This is a genomic window from Streptomyces sp. NPDC031445 (assembly GCF_055581365.1).
Window position 1 is genome coordinate 240,215 of sequence record NZ_JBVIJO010000007.1, and the last position, 19,963, is coordinate 260,177.

General features: G+C 73.2%; 12 protein-coding genes and 1 pseudogene. 9 read left to right on the forward strand and 4 right to left on the reverse strand.

Annotated elements, in window-relative coordinates; all coding sequences use genetic code 11:
* The first annotated feature begins 170 nt into the window (after positions 1–170).
* The 5 genes and pseudogenes from ACZ5DC_RS20495 to ACZ5DC_RS20515 all read left to right on the forward strand — a co-directional run bounded on the left by ACZ5DC_RS20495 (position 171) and on the right by ACZ5DC_RS20515 (position 5,977).
* On the forward strand, positions 171–1,175 hold the full coding sequence (locus tag ACZ5DC_RS20495) for a LysR family transcriptional regulator (protein ID WP_468654569.1): 1,005 nt from the start codon (positions 171–173) through the stop codon (positions 1,173–1,175).
* 943 nt (positions 1,176–2,118) lie between these two features.
* On the forward strand, positions 2,119–3,033 hold the full coding sequence (locus tag ACZ5DC_RS20500; RefSeq protein WP_468654571.1) for a GNAT family N-acetyltransferase: 915 nt from the start codon (positions 2,119–2,121) through the stop codon (positions 3,031–3,033).
* Between the two features lie 186 nt (positions 3,034–3,219).
* Positions 3,220–4,446 carry a cytochrome P450 family protein gene (locus tag ACZ5DC_RS20505; protein ID WP_468654573.1) on the forward strand — a complete coding sequence of 409 codons (1,227 nt, stop codon included), beginning with the start codon at positions 3,220–3,222 and terminating at the stop codon, positions 4,444–4,446.
* Between the two features lie 63 nt (positions 4,447–4,509).
* Positions 4,510–4,989: pseudogene (locus tag ACZ5DC_RS20510) on the forward strand (NAD(P)-dependent oxidoreductase); the annotation flags it as partial.
* Positions 4,990–5,374: 385 nt separating this feature from the next.
* A complete protein-coding gene (locus ACZ5DC_RS20515; protein WP_468654575.1) occupies positions 5,375–5,977 on the forward strand; it encodes a sugar O-acetyltransferase in 603 nt (200 codons plus the stop codon).
* 105 nt (positions 5,978–6,082) lie between these two features.
* Here ACZ5DC_RS20515 and ACZ5DC_RS20520 read toward each other — a convergent pair whose 3' ends face one another.
* Positions 6,083–7,606 carry a class I adenylate-forming enzyme family protein gene (locus ACZ5DC_RS20520; protein ID WP_468654577.1) on the reverse strand — a complete coding sequence of 508 codons (1,524 nt, stop codon included), beginning with the start codon at positions 7,604–7,606 and terminating at the stop codon, positions 6,083–6,085.
* Positions 7,607–7,840: 234 nt separating this feature from the next.
* Between ACZ5DC_RS20520 and ACZ5DC_RS20525 the strand changes: the two genes are divergently transcribed.
* Genes ACZ5DC_RS20525 through ACZ5DC_RS20540 form a run of 4 tightly spaced genes read left to right on the forward strand, consistent with a single transcriptional unit; the run spans position 7,841 to position 13,350 of the window.
* Positions 7,841–9,466 carry an NAD(P)-binding domain-containing protein gene (locus tag ACZ5DC_RS20525; protein WP_468654579.1) on the forward strand — a complete coding sequence of 542 codons (1,626 nt, stop codon included), beginning with the start codon at positions 7,841–7,843 and terminating at the stop codon, positions 9,464–9,466.
* Complete coding sequence (locus ACZ5DC_RS20530; RefSeq protein WP_468654581.1) at positions 9,463–10,572, forward strand: alpha-hydroxy acid oxidase; 1,110 nt, start codon at positions 9,463–9,465, stop codon at positions 10,570–10,572. The genes ACZ5DC_RS20525 and ACZ5DC_RS20530 overlap by 4 nt, the downstream gene beginning before the upstream one ends.
* The gene (locus tag ACZ5DC_RS20535) at positions 10,569–12,029 is read left to right on the forward strand and encodes a cytochrome P450 (protein ID WP_468654583.1); all 1,461 of its coding nucleotides are present in this window, start codon (positions 10,569–10,571) and stop codon (positions 12,027–12,029) included. The genes ACZ5DC_RS20530 and ACZ5DC_RS20535 overlap by 4 nt, the downstream gene beginning before the upstream one ends.
* Before the next feature lie 43 nt (positions 12,030–12,072).
* The gene (locus tag ACZ5DC_RS20540; protein WP_468654585.1) at positions 12,073–13,350 is read left to right on the forward strand and encodes a cation:proton antiporter; all 1,278 of its coding nucleotides are present in this window, start codon (positions 12,073–12,075) and stop codon (positions 13,348–13,350) included.
* 231 nt (positions 13,351–13,581) lie between these two features.
* Here ACZ5DC_RS20540 and ACZ5DC_RS20545 read toward each other — a convergent pair whose 3' ends face one another.
* From ACZ5DC_RS20545 to ACZ5DC_RS20555, 3 genes are all read right to left on the reverse strand, one after another.
* On the reverse strand, positions 13,582–15,216 hold the full coding sequence (locus tag ACZ5DC_RS20545; protein ID WP_468654587.1) for a SpoIIE family protein phosphatase: 1,635 nt from the start codon (positions 15,214–15,216) through the stop codon (positions 13,582–13,584).
* Entirely contained in the window at positions 15,213–16,229 is a 1,017-nt protein-coding gene (locus ACZ5DC_RS20550) for a PP2C family protein-serine/threonine phosphatase (protein WP_468654589.1), read from the reverse strand. The genes ACZ5DC_RS20545 and ACZ5DC_RS20550 overlap by 4 nt, the downstream gene beginning before the upstream one ends.
* Positions 16,230–16,973: 744 nt before the next feature.
* Positions 16,974–19,961, reverse strand: a complete 2,988-nt coding sequence (locus ACZ5DC_RS20555; protein WP_468654591.1) for a glycoside hydrolase family 2 TIM barrel-domain containing protein — start codon at positions 19,959–19,961, stop codon at positions 16,974–16,976.
* Between the last annotated feature and the right edge of the window lie 2 nt (positions 19,962–19,963).

Genomic DNA, 19,963 nt, shown 5'->3' on the forward strand with positions numbered 1-19,963 from the left:
TCTCGTCCTGTGGGGTGGAACGATCGGTTGCCAGTGAGTCTCGGGCAGACCAACGGGGCGCGGGATGATGGCATTCGGGGATAGCCCGGGGCTATCGCGGGCCGACTCGTCCCTGTTCGTTGGCACTTGAACATCTGGTGCGGTGCCGTGCGCCGCCTTACGCTCCCCCCATGGAGCTGGAGGTGAGGCACCTGCGCGTCCTGTGCGCCATCGCCGACACCGGCAGTCTGCACAAAGCCGCACGCCAACTCGGTCTCGCGCAGCCTTCGTTGAGCACCCAGCTGCGGCGCATCGAGCGTGCCCTCGGTGCTCAGCTCTTCGTACGCACCCGGACCGGCTGCCGTCCGACCCCGCTGGGGCTCGCCGTGCTGAGCCGGGCCCGGCCCCTGGTCGCGGAGTTCGCGGCGATCGTCACCGAGACCAGGGCGGCGGCCGCCCGCGCCGCCGGCGGCTTCCGGCTGCGCATCGGCGCCACCGCGAGCCGGGCCATCCCGAGCTGGCTGCGCCTGCTCAGGGCACGCGGGCCCGGATCCGGCCCGACGCTCCAGATGAACGTGTCCGCCAACGCCCTGCTGGGCATGGTCGCCGCCGGCCGGCTCGACATGGCGTTCGTGCACGAGGTCGAGGGCAGCCCGCTGCGCATTCCGCCCGGCCTGAGCCTGCGGGTGCTCGTCGAGCGCGAACCGCAGTTCGTCACGCTCGCCGCGGACCATCCGGCCGCGTCGCAGCCGGAGGTGAGCCTTGCCGATCTGGCCGACGACCGCTGGATGGTCGACTCCACGGTCGACGGCGAGTGGGACGGCCTGAGCCGGGTCCTGCGCGCCGCGGGCCTGAATCCCGAGATGCTGCACGGCGACTACCTCACCGCGTACTCACTGGCCGCCACCGGTGAGGTGGTCACGATCAGCCAGCCGACCGCCCATCCCCGCCCCGACCTCGCGATCCGCCCGCTGAAGGGCGACCCGATAGGGGTACGGCTGCTGCTGGCGGCCCGCACCGAGGACGAACTCGACGAGGCCTACCCGGAGTTGGAGGAGGCGTACTGGACCGTGGCCCGGGAGGCGCCGGCCTACCGGGAGTGGCTGAAGCGCGCGGACCCGCGCGGCGCCCGCGCGGGTCGTGCCACGCGCGCCCGGTGGGCCACCACCACGGGAACCGCCGACGCGCTGACGTGAGCCGTCCCCAGCCGTTGCCGGCGACCGGGTCGGTGAGTGCGGCGCCACCGGGACCGTCAGCCGTCGGTCCGACCTCGTGGCCGAGGTCCGGTCACGCGTCCGGTGGCACCGGCCGGACACGGTCCCGGATGGGCAGCCCGGCGTGATCGGGGACCGGTCGCGGGTCACCGTTCATGGCCCGGCTGTGCCTCGTTTGCCGGGCAGGTGGCCGTCAGCCGTCGGTCCGACCTCGTGGCCGAGGCCCGGTCACCCGTCCGGCCGCACCGGCCGGGCCTCGGGGTGGGAGAGGTCGTGGGGGCGGGTGACGGTTCCGCATGGGCAGCGGGCGTGATCGGAGAACGGTCGCAGGTCACCGTCCGTGGCCCGGCTGGGCCCCCGCATCCCGGGCCGTGCACACGCCCGGCGCGGGGCGGTCGTGCCGCCGGAACCGGCCCTCGTACCGGACCCGCCAGGGCCCGGACGGCGGCGTGAGCGGGGCGAGACCGGGAGGATGCGGCGCGGCCAGGGCGCCGGACACCGCTGTGAGGCCGGGGAGGAGGGCCTCGCCCGCCTCGGTCGGCGTACTCGCAACGCCGTTCGGGGCCCCCGGCCCGGCCCACGCACCTCGGGGCCGCCGCCGCGACCGGCGGGTGCGGGACGCCGTGCCAGGCCGGCAGGGCCCGCGCGACGGCCGCCAGGGGAGCGGCGGCCGACCGGCTGACGGCGCCCGCGCCGAGGCGGTGCAGGACGGTGCGCGGGACGCGCTGGAGCCGCCGGTCCCGGTCCGCGCCCGCCGGACCGGGACCGGCGGAGCGGTGCGCCCCGCGTCGCCAGGGACCGCACCACGCGCCGGCAGCGGCCCGCTGCCGCAGCCGCCCACGGGCATGCCCGGCCCGTTCGTCATGACCCACAGCCTTCCGGCTCCCAACTGCCGCAGCCGCGGGACGACTTCTAAGGTGATCAAGTGACAGCATTCAACATCCTTGACGACCACAGCGCCTGGCAGAAGGACTTCGAGCAGCGGCTCCACGCTCCGTACACGGCGGCCGGGTTCAGCCTGGCCGCCGCCCAGCGTCTGGTGGAGTACATCCCCGCCCGCATCGGCGACTGGACCGTCGCCGAGATCACGGACGCCGGGACCCGGGTGGGACACGTGGCAGTGGACGTGGCCGACGACCACGGCGTCCTCGTGGGCCACATCCAGGACCTCCGTGTCGACGCCCCCCACACCGGCCGGGGGTACGAGCAGGCGGCCCGGGACTGGGCCGAGGCGTGGTGCGCCGAGCGCGGCGCGCGCCGGCTGGGCATACGGCTCACCGAGCCCGCCGGTGACCTGTTCGGCGGGTACGGCGTCCGGGGCCAGCTCAGGGCGCGGAGCATCGGCCCGGCGCCCGAGCCGCTCCACGGTGTCACCGCGCGGCCGATGACCCCGGCCGAATACCCCGCCTGGGTCGACTCCGAGAAGGCCGCCTACGTCGCCGACATCGTCCGGTCGGGAGCCATGAGCCGGGAGGAGGCCGCGCGCAAGGCCGACCGGGACTTCGGGAACCTGCTGCCCCAGGGCCTGGACACGCCCGACAACAGCGTCCTGGTGCTGGAAGCGGCCGGCGAGCGGATCGGCAGCGGGTGGCTGAAGCACGGACACCTGCCGGGGGTGACGTACGGCTACTCGCTGCACGTCGAGGAGCGGCACCGCGGCAAGGGGTACGGGCGGGGCGCGATGGCGGCCGGCGAACAGGTCGCGCTCGCGGCCGGTGACTCGATGCTGATGTTCACCGTGTGGGGCGGCAACGAGGTGGCCATGAACCTGTACACGAGCGCGGGATACCGGATCGTGGAGGAATCGCGCACTCTCGACCTCCCCCAGGGCGCGGCCTGACCCGAGGCGGCGAGGCCCCGCCTTCGGCCAGAGTCGTGGGCGAGGGCGGGGCCCGTCTCCGCCCCGCCAGGCATCCGGAAGGGAACCGCCCCCGCCGGGAAATCCGGGTGTACGGCGAATCTGGGTATACACCTCTAGAAACCGGCAAACGCATACATACGGTCGCTGCCCGTTCCGGGAGGCACGATGAGCCAGCAGCCAGTCCTTCTCCCTTACGCCGACCCGGCCTTCGTGGCGGACCCCTTCCCCCTCTACCGCCGCCTCCGCGAGGAGGGCCCCGTCCGCCGCGCGATCATCGCCGGCGGCCTGGACGCCTGGCTGGTCACCCGCTACGAGGACGGACTCGCGGCCCTGTCCGACCCCCGGCTGAGCAGCGATGTCCGAGACGCCTCGGACCCCCGCCTCATCGCACAGCTGCCCGCGTTCGAGCGCGAGTCGATGATGAGCACCATGCTGCGCTCCGATCCGCCCGACCACACCCGGCTGCGCCGCCTGGTGGCGAAGGCGTTCACGGCGCGCCGGGTCGCCGAGCTGCGGCCCCGGGTCCAGGAGATCACCGACCGGCTCCTCGAAGCGGTGCTCCCGGCCGGCCGGGCGGAACTCGTGGCGGACTTCGCGCTGCCCCTGCCGGTCACCGTCATCGGCGAACTGCTGGGCGTGCCGGTGGACGAACGGCGCGACTTCCAGCGGTGGACCGACGCCATGCTCGTCCGCGGGGAGGAGGCGCCCGACCCGCTCGTGGTCGACGAGGCGTGGCGCCGGATGCGCGCCTACGTGACGCAGCACCTCGCAGCCAAGCGAGCCCGGCCGGGGGACGACCTCCTCAGCGCGCTGATCGACGCCCATGACCAGGAGCGGCGGCTGAGTCACGACGAACTGATCGCCATGACGTTCCTGCTGCTGGTGGCGGGCTACGTCACGACGGTCAACCTGATCGCCGGCGGCATCGCCGCGCTGCTCACCCACCCCGACCAGCTCACCCTCCTGCGGAATCGTCCGGAGCTGCTGCCGGACGCGATCGAGGAGTTCCTGCGCCACGACGGCCCGGTCAGTCCGGGCATCGCCCGTTTCGCACGCGAGGACGTCGAGATCGCCGGCGTGACCGTCCCGCGCGGCGCGACCGTGCTCGTCGCGTCCGCCATCGCCGACCGTGACCCGGCGCGGTTCCCGGACCCCGACCGGCTGGACATCACCCGGCGGGACAACGGCCACCTGGCCTTCGGGCACGGCATCCACTACTGCCTGGGCGCGCCGCTGGCCCGGCTGGAGGGCCGGGTCGCCATCGGTACGGTCCTGCGCCGCCTGCCTGACCTGGCCCTGGCCGTACCGCCGGCGGAGCTCACCTGGCGTCCCGGCGGCCTCCGCGGCCCGGCGCGGCTGCCCGTCACGTTCGCCCCCGGCGGCCTGCGCTGAACACCGCCGGCCGCCCCTCGGCCACCGCGGTCACCCCGGGGCACGCGGCCCGGTGGGGCGATCAGCGGCGTCAACGACACCCTGGACGCCGGGGTGCTGCGTGCTCTCGCCGAGGGCGGCACCCGGATGACCGCCCAGCGGTCCACCGGTTACTGTTCGCCTGGACCCTCGCGCTCGCGGTCGACCGCAGGATCGCCGGGCCGTACAGCGAACATCGCCGAGAACCCCGACTGCCTCGCCCTCGGCATGAGTACGTGCCGCGGAGGCGGCTGTTCGCCGAGGCGGACCTGGTCGGCCCGCACGTGCCGTTGCTGCCCGACGCCCACCACCTCGTCGGCGCCGAGGCCCTGGCGCTCATGAAGGACGACGCCCTGCTGATCAACTCCAGCCGGGGCGGTCTCGTGGACACCGATCACCTCGCACCAGGCGTACTTCACCAGGGACGCGGTCGGCCGGATCGCCGAGACCACGGTGGCCGGCATCGAGGACTGCGTCGCGGGCCGTACCAGCGACAACACCCTGGTGCGGCCCGTGACGGCGTGACACACGGTCTGGGCCGTGCGCGGATTTGGCCCCCGCTGGTCCGCCGCCCCGGGAGTGGCGGACCAGCGCCTGCGAAGACGCCGTCGCGGGGTGAAACGGAACCTACGCTTCCGGTGCTTCGCGATGGAAGACCTGTGGATGTGGTCCGCCTCACACGTGCCCAATGAGCCCGTGCGAGACGCGCTGACCAGCGGAAACCACAGGCTGCCCACGGCGGCTGCCCACGGCGACGAACTCCTTCCCCTTCGGCCGGATGCCGGCGCGAGCGACATCCCCCAGGAGGTGGTCATCAAAGCTCGGCTGAACGAAGATGGCCACCGGTGGACACGAGGCGCCCGGGACGCCGGGCCCGTGCCCGAGGGCTGGACGAGGGGAGCGTTCCGCGGTGACGCAGGCTCATGAGGACGACGTACTGGCCCGGATCGCGAAGGGACTGGTCTACACCGAGTCGGAAGCGGCCTTCCAGGCCCCTCGGCGCCGCACCGGGGAGATCTTCGAGTACAACCACACACCTCCGGACCGAACGGACAGGCGCCGTGCGCTGCTCCTCGCGATCTTCGGCTCGGTCGGTGAACGCACGGTGCTGCTGCCGCCGTTCCACGCGGCGTTCGGCGGCAACGTCCACATCGGCGACGACTTCTTCGGCAACGTGAACCTGACGTTCGTCGACGACGTGGACATCCGCATAGGCGACGGTGTCATGATCGCCCCCAGCGTCACCCTGACCACGACGGGGCACCCGGTGCACCCGGCGCGACGCGCCGACTTCGGCCGGTTCTCGGAACCGATCGTGATCGAGGACAAGGTCTGGATCGGCAGCAACGCGGTGGTCCTGCCGGGCGTCCGCATCGGTTACGGCTCGGTCATCGGCGCCGGCAGCGTCGTCAGCCGCGACATCCCCCCGATGAGCGTCGCGGTCGGAGCCCCGTGCCGGGTCGTCCGCCCGATCACGGAGGCGGACCTCACCACACGCACGGCCGGGCATTAGGGCCTCTCGTTTGGATCATGCCGGGCTCCCTGATCCGGCCTGATCCAAACGAAAGACCCTGGGCCCTGCGGCGGCCCGTCGGCGTCCGGCGGCGCTCCGTCCCGGTCAGCGCCCCGGCACCAGGGCGCGCAACGCCGCCTTGTCCGGCTTGCCGCTCGGGGCGACGGGAACCTCGGTGATGCCGACGACGCCGGCCGGGACGCACGCCTCGCCGAGCTCCCGGGCCACCAGCTCGCGCAGTGCGTCCGGGCCGGGCACGCTCCCGGCTCGCGGGACGACGAAGGCGTGGATCGCCTCGCCGGTCCGGTCGTCCGGGACTCCGACGACGTACGCCTGGTCGACGTCGGGATGGGAGGCCAGCACCCGCTCGATGGGGCCCGCGTAGTGGATGACGGCGTTGACGATGACGATGTCGCGCGTGCGCCCGGACAGCCGCAGATACCCCCGCGCGTCGAGCCGTCCGAGGTCCCGGGTCCGGACCCAGCCGTCCCGCAGGACCTCGGCGGTCTCCCGGGGGTCCTCCCAGTAGCCGCTGAACGCGTCCGCCAGCCGGACCCACACCTCGCCCGTCCGGCCCGTGGGGAGGTCCCGTCCGTCGGCGTCCCGCACGGTCATCTCGACGGTGTCGAGCGGGCGTCCGACGCTGTCGGCGAGCCCGGGATCGGCCGCCAGCTCCTCCGGTTCGAGGACGGTCAGCATGCCCGTCTCCGTCTGGCCGTAGGCATGGTGGACCACCGGCCCCAGCAGCTCCGCCGCCTCGGTGAGCCGGTGCGGGGCGAGCGGGGAGCCGGCCACGACGAGGGCGCGCAGGCTGCTCGTGTCCACCGCCCGCTCGCGCACGGCGTCGAGGATGCCGTACAGACGCGGCACCGTCGTCATGCAGGCGGTGACGCGGTGGTCGGCGAAGACCTCGGGGAACCGCAGGGGCCGGTCCGGGATGACCGCGGTGCCTCCGCCGAGCAGCGACAGGCAGACGTGTTCGAACATGACGGCGCTGCTGAGCGTGCCGAAGAGCAGGAAGCGCGCGTACCGCGCGGCGAGGCGTCGGGTGCGGTCGGTCCAGCGGGCGGGTTGCAGGGACCAGTCCTCCGACAGCGCGCCGTAGGTCACCATCGTGCCCTTGGGCCGGCCGGTGCTGCCGCTGGTCAGGTGGATGACGCCGATGCCGTCCCGGTCGCCCCGGGCGGTGAGGTCGCCGAGACCGGGAGTGACGGGTGCCGGGGCCCATGACGCGCCGCCGGTGTCCAGCAGCGGGACGTCGCCCGCCTGAGTGGCCAGTTCCGGCCGGCTCGCGGCGTCGTCCGTCACGACGGCGTCGATGTCGCGGGCGAGGATGTCACGCAGGTGCTCGCGGGTCAGCCCGGGACGCAGCGCCACCACCTGGCAGCCGACGACATGGGCCGCCACGCGGACGGCGAACGCCTCCGGCGTGACACCGGTGTCCAGGGCCACGCGGGATCCGGCGGTCAGCCCCGCACCGCGCAGACCTCGCACGAACCCGGCGGTCAGCGCGAGCACCTGCCCCCGGGTGACCGCGCGTCCCCCGTACTCGAAAGCGGGCAGGTCCGGAGCGTCGCGGAAGGCGTCGACGAGCGCTTGCGGAAAGACTTCCCCGGGCTTTTCGTCCACTTCGTCTCCACTCCGGGCCGGAAATCGACGTAAAGGCAGTGTGAATGACTGGAAAACGACCATGCGGGGCGTGCTCGGCGCACTCCGTCCGCCAATCACGCCTTCACGTTAACCGACAGGAGAAATCCGCCACCCCGATAGGTGTGTGACCTACATCACGCGGGGCTGGGGTGGCTCCGTGCTTTAACCGTCAAGTACCGTCTTTCCCGCCCCCACGTTAGGCAGGAGAAGGCCATGTCTGATTTAGGACAGGTTGACTATCTCGTCATCGGCGGCGGCCCTGCGGGCCTCCAGGCCGGTTACTTCCTCCAGAAGAGCGGCAGAGATTACCTCATCGTGGAAGAAGGCGACGCTCCGGGCGCTTTCTTCACTCGCTTCCCCAGACACCGGACCTTGATTTCCTCCAACAAGGTGCACACCGGTTGGAGCGATCCCGAGATGCGGCTGCGCGTCGACTGGAACTCCTTGCTCTCGGACGAGGGCCCGCTGTTCACGGCGTACTCGCCCCGGTATTTCCCGCCGGCCGACGACATGGTCCGGTACCTGGCGGACTTCGCGCGGGCGCACGCGTTGCGCATCCGCTACCACACCCGTGTCACCCGGATCTCCCGGCCCGGCGGTGACCTCTTCACGGCGACCGACCGGAGTGGCAACGTTGTCCGGGCCCGGCGCGTCATCGTCGCCACCGGCGTCTCCAGGCCGTACGTGCCGCCCATCGAGGGCGCCGAGGAGGCCGAGCACTACGACCAGGTGTCCGTGGACCCCGCCGAATTCACCGACAAGCGGGTACTGATCATCGGGCGGGGGAATTCGGCTTTCGAGACCGCCGACAATCTCATCGAGACCGCCGCCGTCATCCACGTCGCCGGCCCCGGCTCCCTCAAGCTCGCCTGGCGCACCCATTTCGTCGGACATCTCCGGGCCGTCAACAACAACTTCCTCGACACCTACCAGCTCAAGTCGCAGAACGCCGTACTGGACGGTGACATCCTGCGCATAGCACGGAAGCCCGACGGCACCTATGTCGTGAGTGTCAAATTCGCGCGCGTCGCGGAAGTGGTCAAGGACATCCCCTACGACCGGGTCATTCTGGCCACCGGATTCCGGTTCGACGCCTCGATCTTCGACGACGACTGCCGTCCCGGCCTCGTCATCAAGGACCGTTTCCCGCAGCTCACCGATGCCTGGGAATCGGTGAACGTGCCCGATCTGTATTTCGCCGGCACCATCACCCAGTCCCTGGACTTCAAGAAGTCCACCAGCGGCTTCATCCACGGGTTCCGGTACGGCGTGAAGGCGCTGCACCGCATCCTGGAGCGCCGCTACCACGACCGGCCGTGGCCCCACACCACCCTGCCCGCCGCCGCGGGCCCCGTGGCCGACGCGGTCATCGGGCGGGTCAACCGCACCTCGGCCCTGTGGCAGTTGTTCGGATTCCTCGGCGACGCGGTGCTGGTCGGCGCCGAAGGGGAGGTCCGCTACTGCGAGGAGATCCCGGTGGCGCACCTGCACGAGGCCGCCGCCCGGGGCGAGTTCGGCAATCCGTCCTCCTACTTCACCGTCACGCTGGAGTACGGCGCCGACCACGACCGGGTCGACCCCTTCGACATCACCGTCAGCAGGACGCCCCAGCAGGACACCAGCGGTCTCGACGCGCGCTATCTGCACCCGGTGGTACGGCAGTTCCGGCCCGACGGCAGCGGCAAGCCGGTCGCCGAGCACCACATCACGGAGAACCTGGAGAACGAGTGGGACAACCCCGACGTCCACGTCGGCCCGCTGCGTTCCTTCCTCGCGTCCCGGCTGTCCGCCGGGGACGACCTCCCGGCCGGCGAGGAACTCGCCGCGCCCCGGGCATGACCGGCCCGCACGCCGGCCCGCCGCACGGTCCAGCCGAGTCGGCACGCGACAGACTCAGTCCCGAGCACTACGACTACTTCGCCGGCGGCGCGGGCGAGGAGAAGGCGCTCGGGGACAACGAGGACGCCTTCGGCCGGCTGGCCCTGCTTCCCCGGGTGCTGCGGGGCGGCGCCGGCCGCGACACCCGGGTGAGCGTGCTGGGCCGGCAATGGCCGGCACCGCTCTTCGTCTCGCCCACCGCCTTCCACCGTCTCGCCCACCCCGACGGCGAGGCGGCCACCGCCCGCGCCGCCGCGGCGACCGGCACCCCGCTGGTCACCGGCATGGCCGCCACCACCGCCGTCGCGGATGTCGTCGCCGCGGCCCGCGAGGCGGACCCGGACGCGGTGGTCTGGTTCCAGCTGTACCTGCAACCGGAGCACGAGGTCACCGCCGAGCTGGTGCACCGGGCCGAACGCGCGGGGTGCTCCGCCCTCGTCGTCACCGTCGACTCACCCGTCTTCGGCACGCGCACCCGGGACCTGCGCAACGGCTTCCACGACCTGCCGCCCGGTCTCGCGGCGGAGAACATGCGGGACCTGCCCGGTGCCGCACCCGGCGCCACCCGCGACATCGCCATGTGGCCGGCCGGCTGGGACGACCTGGGGCGGCTGCGCGAGCTGACCGGCCTGCCCCTCGTCCTGAAGGGCGTCCTGCACCCCGAGGACGCGCGGCTCGCCGTCGAGCACGGCGTCGACGCGCTGGTCGTGTCCAACCACGGGGGACGGCAACTCGACAGCGCTCCCGCGTCGGTCGAGGCACTCCCGGCCGTCGCCGAGGCCGTCGCCGGACGGCTGCCGGTCCTGATGGACGGGGGAGTGCGCCGGGGCGGCGACATCGCCCTGGCCCTCGCCCTCGGGGCCCGGGCCGTCGGCGTGGGCCGCCCCGTCCTGTGGGCCCTGGCCACGGGCGGCGAGGCCGGCGTACGGGAGGCGCTGACGGCCCTGCGCGAGGACTTCGACCAGGTGCTCGCCCTCTGCGGCGGGCACCGCCCGCACGACCTCACGGCCGACCAGGTGGTCCCGCGCGGACTCCCGTACCGGACCCGCGAGAGAGGACCCGCATGATGAGCAGGAGAACGGCGGCGGCCCTGGCCGCGGGCGGTGCGCTGCTGCTGACCTCCCCGGCCTGGCTGCCCGGCAAGGTCGTCGCACTGCGCACGAAGGTCTTCGCCCGCGTCAACGGCGACGAGGGCATGCTCCTTCCCAACGCCGTCTTCGGCCCCGACCGCTTCCAGGAGGTCTACGGCCACCCGGCCGCCGGGGGCCGCAGCAAGGGCGCGGCACTGTCCGACCTCTTCTGGTACTGGCTCGCGCCCGGCGCCGACATCCACCAGGAGCACCTGGAGGCCGGACCCCGCTACGACGAGGTCGCCCGCCGGACGCTCGCCATCCTCTCCGGCCCGTCGGCGGAGCTGTACGAGGCCGCCGCACGGCACACCCGGCAGGCCCTGGACGCCGCGGCCACCGGCCGCGTCCAGGCGGTGCGACTGCGCGACCTGATGATGCCGGTGTGGGCCGGGTTCTTCTACGGCCTCGTCTTCAAGGAACCCTGTCCGGCCGAGGCCCGGCGGCTGATCGTCGCGCACGCCGAGGACGTCGTCGACGCCCTCAAGTGCACCCGTCCGCGCCGCATGCGCCGCAGGAACCGGCTCACCCGCTACCTGCTGCGGCGCCTGGCGGCCGGTGACGTACCGCAGGAGCTGCCCGCCGGCCTGACCCGCCGCCAGCAGGCGTACTACCTCCAGGGCACCTTCTTCAACACCGCCGTCGTCCAGATGTCCGAGGCGATGGCCCACCTCCTGCTGGTCCTGGCCCAGCACCCCGAGGTCCAGGACCGGGTGGCGGCCGCACCCGACGACGACCGCTACCTGACCCAGGTCATGAACGAGACGTTCCGCCTCTACCCGCTGTTCGGGGTGGCCCACCGGATCACCACCGCGGACATCGCCCTCGACGGTCTGCCCATGATCCCGGCGGGCACCGTCCTGACCTTCAGCTACCCCGACTACCACGCCACCGGATACCCCGACCCCGAACGCTTCGACCCCGGACGCTGGGCGGCGCTCTCCGCGAGGCACGCCCATCACATCCCCTTCGGCGTCGCCGCCAACCGGCCCTGTCCCGCCTGGCGCCTCGCACCCGTCGTCATGCGCGCCGCGACCCGCGAGGTGCTGGCCCGGTACGTGCTCGACTCGCCCGTCCGCCACACCCGCTCCATCCCGCACCGCGCTCCCTGCCTGCTCCTGCCCCGGGACCGGCCGGTCCCGGAGCGCCGGCGACGCGTCCTGCGCACGGCACTGACCGTCCGCGACCGCGCCGAGGACGTCGGACGGAGCCTGCTGCAACTGCTCTTCGGCACCTGGATGGTGCTCGACGCCCGTCGCACCACTCCCGCCGCGACGTACTTCGCCCGGCACGACACCGAGGGCCGCCCGCTGGACGGCGACCACGGCTCGCCCGGCACCGCGGCGGGACCCGCACAGGCCGCGGCCGCCTGCCCCTACACCGGCCGGAGCGCCTGACAGCGGCAACCCCCCCATACGTCTCCTCACCAAGGAGTCACCGTTGTCGACCACCGAGATGGGCCCGGCGTTCTTCCTCGCCGCGGCCGTCATCCTCACCGCGTGCCGCCTCGTCAGCCGGCTGCTGCGCCCGCTCGGCCAGCCACCGGTCGTCGGCGAGATGGTCGCCGGCGTGGCCCTCGGCCCCTCCGTCCTCGGCCTCCTCTCGCCCGGCCTGGAGAAGGCCGTCTTCCCGGCGGAGATCCGTCCCGTGCTGTACGTGGCGGGACAGGTCGGCCTCGTCGTGTTCATGTTCCTGTCCGGATACGAGTTCCGAACCGACCGGCTGCGGTCGGTGGGCCGCACCGCGGTGCCCGTCTCGGCGGCCGGCATCACCGTGCCGCTCGTGCTGGGCGCGGGACTGGCCTGGGCGGCGCACGACACGGTGGACCTCTACCCGGACGGCATCTCGCCCACGGTGGGCGCGCTGTTCGTCGGCGTCACCGTCGCGATCACCGCCTTCCCGATGATGGCCCGGATCATCACCGAACGCGGGCTGACGAACACCCGTTTCGGATCGGTCTCCCTGGCCGCGGGCGCGCTCGACGACGCCGTGGCGTGGGTCCTGCTCGCCGGGGTGCTCAGCATGGCGGGCAGCGGTGCGGACACCTTCCTGCGCGCCGTGATCGGCACGGCCGGGCTCGCCGTGTTCCTCGGCGTCTTCCTCCGTGTCCGGCCCCGGGCCCTCGAACGGGCCCGGCGGCTGACCGAGGACCACATGCTGCTGGTCACCGTCCTGCTGCTGTTCCTGGCCGCGTGGTACACCGACCGCATCGGCCTGTACGCCGTGTTCGGCGCCTTCAGCCTCGGTGTCGCCTTCCCCCGCGACCCGGTGGTGACGCGCGCGGTGGAGGCCATCGCACCGGTCAGCCGGATCGTGTTCCTGCCCCTTTTCTTCGCCTACTCCGGCCTCAACACGGACTTCACGCTGCTGTCCGACGGCAGGCTGCTGCTGTTCACCGTGGCCTGCGTGGCGGTGGCGATCATCAGCAAGTTCGGTGCGTGCTGGGCCGCGGCCCGCCTGCTGGGCGAACCGCAGGCCGTCGCCCTCCGCGTCGGCACGCTGATGAACGCGCGCGGCCTGATGCAGCTCATCGCCATCAACGTGGGCCTGTCCGCGGGCATCGCCTCCCCCGCCCTCTTCGGCGTCCTCGTGATCGTCGCCCTGGTGACCACGGTGATGACGGCCCCGCTGCTGGCCCTGCTGGACCACCGGGACCAGAGCCGACGCCCGCGCGAGGCTCCCCTGGCGGGGATGACACCGACCGCGAGGGAACCATGACGCCGTCCGGGATCCGCTGCCGGTGCGGGGCCGCCCGGACGGAGCCGGTCCGCCGGGACTGCCCGCGGTAACGGAGGACCGGGGCCAGCAGGGCGCCCAGCCGGCCGTGACGGGGCGATCGCATCGCCGACGTGACCGCGGCGGCGGTTCGGCGCTCGCGGGCGCCGGCGGACTGGTGCCGTGCCTCCCTCACGGACACGGTCCTCATCGGTCGACCGGACGGCGGCCTCATCAGGGGGCGGGCCCCGGCGGGCCGTGACCGCCGGCATGCGCCTCCTCCGGCGTTCCGGGTGTTCCGAGGTGTTGTTCCGCCCACACGGTCTTGCCGTAGGCGTGCTGGCGGGTGCCCCAGCTCCGGGTGAGCTGGGCGACGATGAACAGTCCGCGTCCGCTCTCGTCGAAGGTGCGGGCCCACCGCAGGTGCGGGGAGGTGCTGCTGTTGTCGGAGACTTCGCAGACCAGCCCCGTGCCCTGGCGGATCAGGCGCAACCGCACCGGAGGCCCGGCATGGCGGACGGCGTTGGTGACGAGTTCGCTGACGATCAGTTCCGTGGTGGGGACGGCCTCCTCAAGGCCCCACGCGGTCAGCTTCTGCGCGACGTGCTGACGGGCCTCGGACGCGGAGGCGAGGCCGGCCGGGAGCTCCCAGGTGGCGACGTCGTCGCTGCCGAGCCTGCGGGTGCGGGCGGCCAGCACACCGGCGTGGGCGTGACGCTCACAGGACAGCAGCGTGTCGAGCGCGGCCTGGCAGACGGCAGTCAGGCTCGGCTGGGGTCCGAGGTCCGCCAGGGGCGGCGCGGTCGCGCCGGTCCCGGCTGCCGGGCCGGGTGTCCCGGGGGCGTGTCCGCACAGCAGGAGCACACTGCCCTCGGGGAGACGGACCTCCGTGGCCTCCACGGGCGGCCGCGCGTGTCCGAGCGGTGGGCCGGCCGGGAGCTCGACCGTGGTGACGACACCGTCGGGCCCGAGGACGGTCGGCGCCGGAGATCCGGCGCCGGCGAGAGCGCAGCAGCCGGAGACGGGGTCGTAGACCGCGTACAGGCAGCTCACGGTCATCTCCGGCGCGCCCGCGCGGTGCCGGCCAGCGGCGCCGGCGGGACGCAGCCGGGTGAGCACGTGTTCCAGGCGGGTGAGGAGTTCCTCCGGTTGCAGGTCCAGGTCGGCCAGCGTGCGTACCGCGGCGCGCAGTTCGGCGGTGACGGCGGGCGTGGCGGTCCCGTCCTCGACGGAGCCGGCGACGAGCGCGACGCGGGCGCCCGGCAGCGGTATGGCGTCCAGCCAGTAGGCCTGGGCGCCGGCCGTGCCGTCGGCGGGCGTGCAGCGAACGGCCAGTTCCACCGCCGCGGGGTGCGGCAGGAGGTCGAGCCGCAGATCGGTCACCGGGGGCGCGGTGCCAGGGACCGCGCTGCGGGCGCGCTCCACGAGCCGCTTCCCGGGGACGGGAGCCGAGCGGTGGGGGCGCAGCCGCGCCTTGCAGACGACGAGGCTCAGGACGAGGGACAGCACGGCCGCGGAGATCACGACCGTTCGGCCGCCGCCCGAGACCCCCTGGATCGCGAAGCCGTAGACGGCCACGCTGGCGGCCAGCGTCGCCATCCCGACCGTGAGGGTGCTGCGGACGGAAAGCAGCGCGGCGGCCACCAGGGGTGCCGGCAGGGAGTAGGCGGACCAGCGGACCAGACCGCCCGCCGACGCGCCCAGCTGGACCGCGCAGGCCGCGCACAGGTAGACGGCGAGCAGCGAGCCGGGGTGCCACAGCAGGCGGCGTACGGCGGCCGTCCGTGTCACGGTCCCTTCCGGACCGGCGCTGTGCAGGGGGCACACAGCGGGCGGGGGGTCGTCGCCGCTGGTCGTGTCGCCGGTCATGCGGTCGCCTCCGGTGCGGGTCCCGCGACGGCCGCCGGGACGTGGCAGAAGGGGGCGGGGGAGTGCACGGCCACCATGGCGAGGTCGTCGTCCAGATGCCGCCCCGCATACCTCTTCAGGTCCTGGCCGATGTCCTGGAGAAGACCGCGCGGACACTGCCACGCCCAGTCGGCGGCGCGTTCGAGGACGGGGTAGAAGCTCCCGGTGGCATCGCGGGCCTCGATGAGCCCGTCGGTGTAGAGCAGCAAGGTGTCTCCTGGCGCGAACGCGAAGGTGGAGAGGGGGAACTCCTCCGCCGTGCTCCCGGCCAGGCCGAGCGGCGGAGCGGGACGGGTCACACGCAGGGCGGTCACGGGGCCGCGCCGGTTCACCAGGGGCGGGGGATGTCCGCAGCTGACGATCCGGACGGTCTCCTCTCCGTCGGGAAGTTCGGCCAGCAGGGCCGTGATGAAGCGCTCGGCGCTGTCGGGCGCGAGTTCGGCCATCTCGTCCAGGTGCCGGCGGACACTGCGTTCCAGGGCGGCCGCCAGCTCCGGGAGCGTCTCGTGCTGGTGGGCCGCCTCGCGGAACGCGCCGAGCAGGGCGGAGGCGTCCTCCAGGGCCGGCAGACCCCTGCCGCGGACGTCGCCTATGAGGATGCGGGTCGCGCGGCCGGTGCGGGCGGCGGCGTACAGGTCACCGCCCACCTGGGCGTGCGCGGTGGCCGCCCGGTACGCCGACGCGACGCGCAAGGAGCCCAGCCTGCGGGGGAGGGGCCGCAGCAGGACCCGCTGGGCCGCCTCGGCCACGGCCCGCACCTGCGTGAGTTCCCTCAGGTCGCGATCGTGCAGGGCGCGAGCGGCGATCACCGAGGCGGACACGGCCATCAGGGCGCCGATGTGAATGGGCAGCAGGGGTGAACGCAGCAGCCCGTCGTGCCGGTCGACGAGGAGGACGGCCGCACTGGCGATCAGCGCTATGGCGACCGTGTACCGGGTCCGCGCGACCGCTGAGGTGCAGGTGGGGGCGGCCACGAGGAGGGGGGAGAGGTGAACGGCCAGGGGGGCGAAGGACGCCGCGAGGGTGATGACCGCGATCAGCAGGAGCGGAAGGGCCGCCTGGGCTCGGACACCGCTCGCGAGGGGTCTGCCGGCATCCGTGGGGCCGAGCCGGGACCGGCTTGCCCACCGGTGCCGAAGTCCCCGCGACCCGTGGCCCTCCGGGTCCTCGGGACCCGATGCCGGGACACCGCGGGAAGGAGATTTCATGGGGGTCCTATGAGAGGTCGAACCTCATGAGCGCCGGGGGTTCCCCGGCGACGCGACGCAGACGCTCCGACGGAAGTGGATCATAGGCCCGCCGTCCTCACCGGATTCGTGCCGCATTATCACCGTAATGCGCGAAATGGTTTCCGTTATGCGGAATCAAATGTGCGACACCCGAAGGACGCGAGTCAAGTGCCTATAGCATCAAGACCCCGTCATGACAAGACTGTACGCATTCATGGTCACCCTGTGCTCGGCCGGACACGTGCCGGTCATGGCCCGGCCGCCGGGCAGCACCCTCGCGCTGTACACCGACGGACCGGTCGAAGGGCCCGGCACCGGCATCGAGGCACCCTCGCCCACACCCTCGACGGCGTGTCGCGGAACGCTCCCTGCGGTCCGGACGCCCTGGACGCCACCGCGGCCCACCTGCTCGGCAGCCTCATCCCGGACACGGCCACGCACGACGACGACGTGACGCTGCTCCTCCTCGGCGTGCCCGAGCCGCAGGAGTCACCCGGTTCGGCGGTCCGCCGTGATGCGCAGCCGGATCGTGCGGGCCTCGGGGCGCAGCGCGAACGCGGGCCGCACGTCCGGTCCGCAGGAGCGTGAACCGAGTCCGTGCTGGGCCGCATCGATGATCAGGTGGCTCGTCGTCGAGGCGGGAAGCTCGAACGGGTGCCCGGCCCGTGCGGTCTGCTGGGGGGTGTGGCGGCTGAGGGTGAAGCCCGGACGACGTCCGGACCTGTCCGGGACGGCCTCGACGTGCAGCACCTCGGTGCCGCCGCTCAGCAGTGTCAACCGGCGCAGTCCGGAACGGTGCCCGGTCTCCTGGGGGCGCGCGTAGCCGGCCGAGAGGTCGCCGATACCCGCGGTGAAGCGGCCCGTGCGCGCCGCGCGCAGACTGTCGGGGTAGGACTCGAAGGGGCCGAGACCGAACCACTCGGCGCCGTCGACCGGAGCCGTGCCGTCGGGAAAACCGAAACGGATCCCGATCCGGGGCCACACCGTCCGCCAACCCCTCGACGGCTCGACCTCCACGAGCAGTTCCAGACCGTCGGCCCCGAGGGACCAGACGGACTCCACCGTCACCGACGGGGCGGAGCCCGCCGCTGCGACCTTGTCGATCGTGCGCAGGGACCGCGCGGCCTGCTCCACGCGGACCCGCCGTGTCATGAGCCGGTCGAGACCGTCGCGGCGCCACAGATCGGCGTGGGAGACGCCGGCCACGGCGGCGTCACTGTCCTCGACCCGGTCGGACGCGCTCTCGTCGTTGTCGGTCGGTGCCCGGAACAGTTCCAGCCGCGGGCCCGTCACGGCGCGCCCGGCCAGCCGGACGAGGGACCCGCCGGCGAACTCGGCGATCCCCAGCGTCAGGGTTCCCCCTCCCGGCCGCCAGTCGGTCCGGGGCCGGGCCGCCGGCACGGTACGGGGCGCCGACGCGTCCCGCTGGGCCGTCGCGACCACGTGCCCCTCGGGCGCCCAGGCCGTCCCGGCCGCCAGCACCGCGTCGACCGTCAGCCATGTCTCGGCGTCCGGCGACACACGGACCGGGGGCAGCGGCACCCGCGCCGAGCCGCCCGGTCCGACGACGGGGACCTCCAGGACCCCGCTGTCCACGGGCGTCCCGTCGTGCTCGACCCGCCAGCGGAAACGGAGGTCGGAGGTGTCCGCGGAGTGCCGCAGGTTCGTGACCGTGACGCCGTCGTCGGCGAAGCCGAAGCGGATCGGCTGCGCGACCGCCTTGAACTCGTGGAGGCCGGGCGTCGGCACGTCGTCGCTGAGCAGCATCCCGTCCATCACGAAGTTGCCGTCGTGCACCACCTCGCCGAAGTCGCCGCCGTAGGCGTAGTACGGCGTCCCGTCCGGGGCGCCGGCCAGGATGCCGTGGTCGCGCCACTCCCAGACGAAACCGCCGTGCACGCGCGGGTACGCGTGCACCAGTGCCTCGTACTCGTCGAGCCCTCCCGGCCCGTTGCCCATCGCGTGCGCGTACTCGCACAGCAGGAAGGGCTTGGCACGCTGACGGGCACTCTGGGCCGGGGTGCAGTGCGCCAGCGCCGAACGGGCCCCATCGGCGCCGATCTGCTCGATCTCCGGCACCGATGCGTACATGCGGGAGTAGACGTCGGTGTACTCCCCGGTGTGGTCGCCCTCGTAGTGCACGGGTCGTCCGGTGTCGCGGGCGTGCACCCACGCCGACATGGCGGCGAGGTTGCTGCCGGTCCCCGCTTCGTTGCCGAGCGACCAGAGCACGATGCTGGGGTGGTTCTTGTCCCGTTCGACGGTGCGCTGGATCCGGTCGAGGAGCGCCTCGCGCCACGCCGGGTCGTCGGAGGGATTACCGGCCCAGCCGGCGTCCTCGAAGCCGTGCGTCTCCAGATCGCATTCGAGGACGACCCAGAACCCGAGTTCGTCGGCGAGGTCGAGCAGCCTCGGGTGCGGCGGGTAGTGGCTGGTGCGGATGGCGTTCACGTTGAACCGCTTCATGCGGGCCAGGTCCGCCCGGGCGTGCTCCTCGTCGAAGACGCGCCCGCGCTCGGGGTGGGCCTCATGGCGGTTCATCCCGTGGAACACGACGCGGCGGCCGTTGACCAGGAACCGGTCGCCGCGGATCTCGACCGTGCGGAACCCGACCCGCAGGGAGACGGTCTCGGCGGCCGTCGACACGGTGGCGTCGTACAGGCGCGGTCGTTCGGCCGACCAGGGCTCCACGCCGGCGACGTCCAGGGGGGCCACGTCGGCGGGCGTCGCCCAGACCCGCTCCACGCCGAGTTCCGGGATGCGCAGGGTGACCGGGAAGGCCGCCGCCTCGGCCGTGACCTCGGGATCGACGCGTCCGCGCCCGTCGTCGAACCCGGTGCGCAACCAGACGTCCTCGACGCCCCCGGCAGGCCGGGCGATCACGGTGACGTCCCGGAAGATGCCCGGCAGCCACCACTGGTCCTGGTCCTCCAGGTAACTGCCCGCCGACCACTGGTGCACCCGTACGGCGACGACGTTGTCGCCCGGGCGCACCACCGAGGTGACGTCGAACTCGTGGGCGAGCCGGCTGCCGCTCGCGCTGCCGATCTCCACGCCGTTCACCCACACCCGCAAGAGCGACTCGACCCCGTCGAACCGCAGCACGACGCACTCGGCGTCCGACCAGTCGGCGGGCAGGCCGAAGTGGCGCCGGTAGTCGCCGGTGGGGTTCTCGTCCGGCACGTGGGGCGGGTCGAGCGGGAAGGGGTAGCGGATGTTGGTGTAGACGGGCCGGCCGTAGGCTCCGTCGCCCTGGAGCACCCAGTGGGAGGGGACCGGGATGCTGTCCCAGCCGCGGTCGTCGAAGTCCTCGGCCGCGAAGTCCTCGGCCTGCGACGCCGTGGGCGACAGACGGAACCGCCACGGCCCGTCGAGTGACAGGGAGGGGGCGTCGGAGTGCAGCCACGACCGCGCGGGACGCAACGCCCCGCGCCCGGGGGCGAGGTCTGTGACAGGGGTGGGAAGTCTGGAAGGCAAGG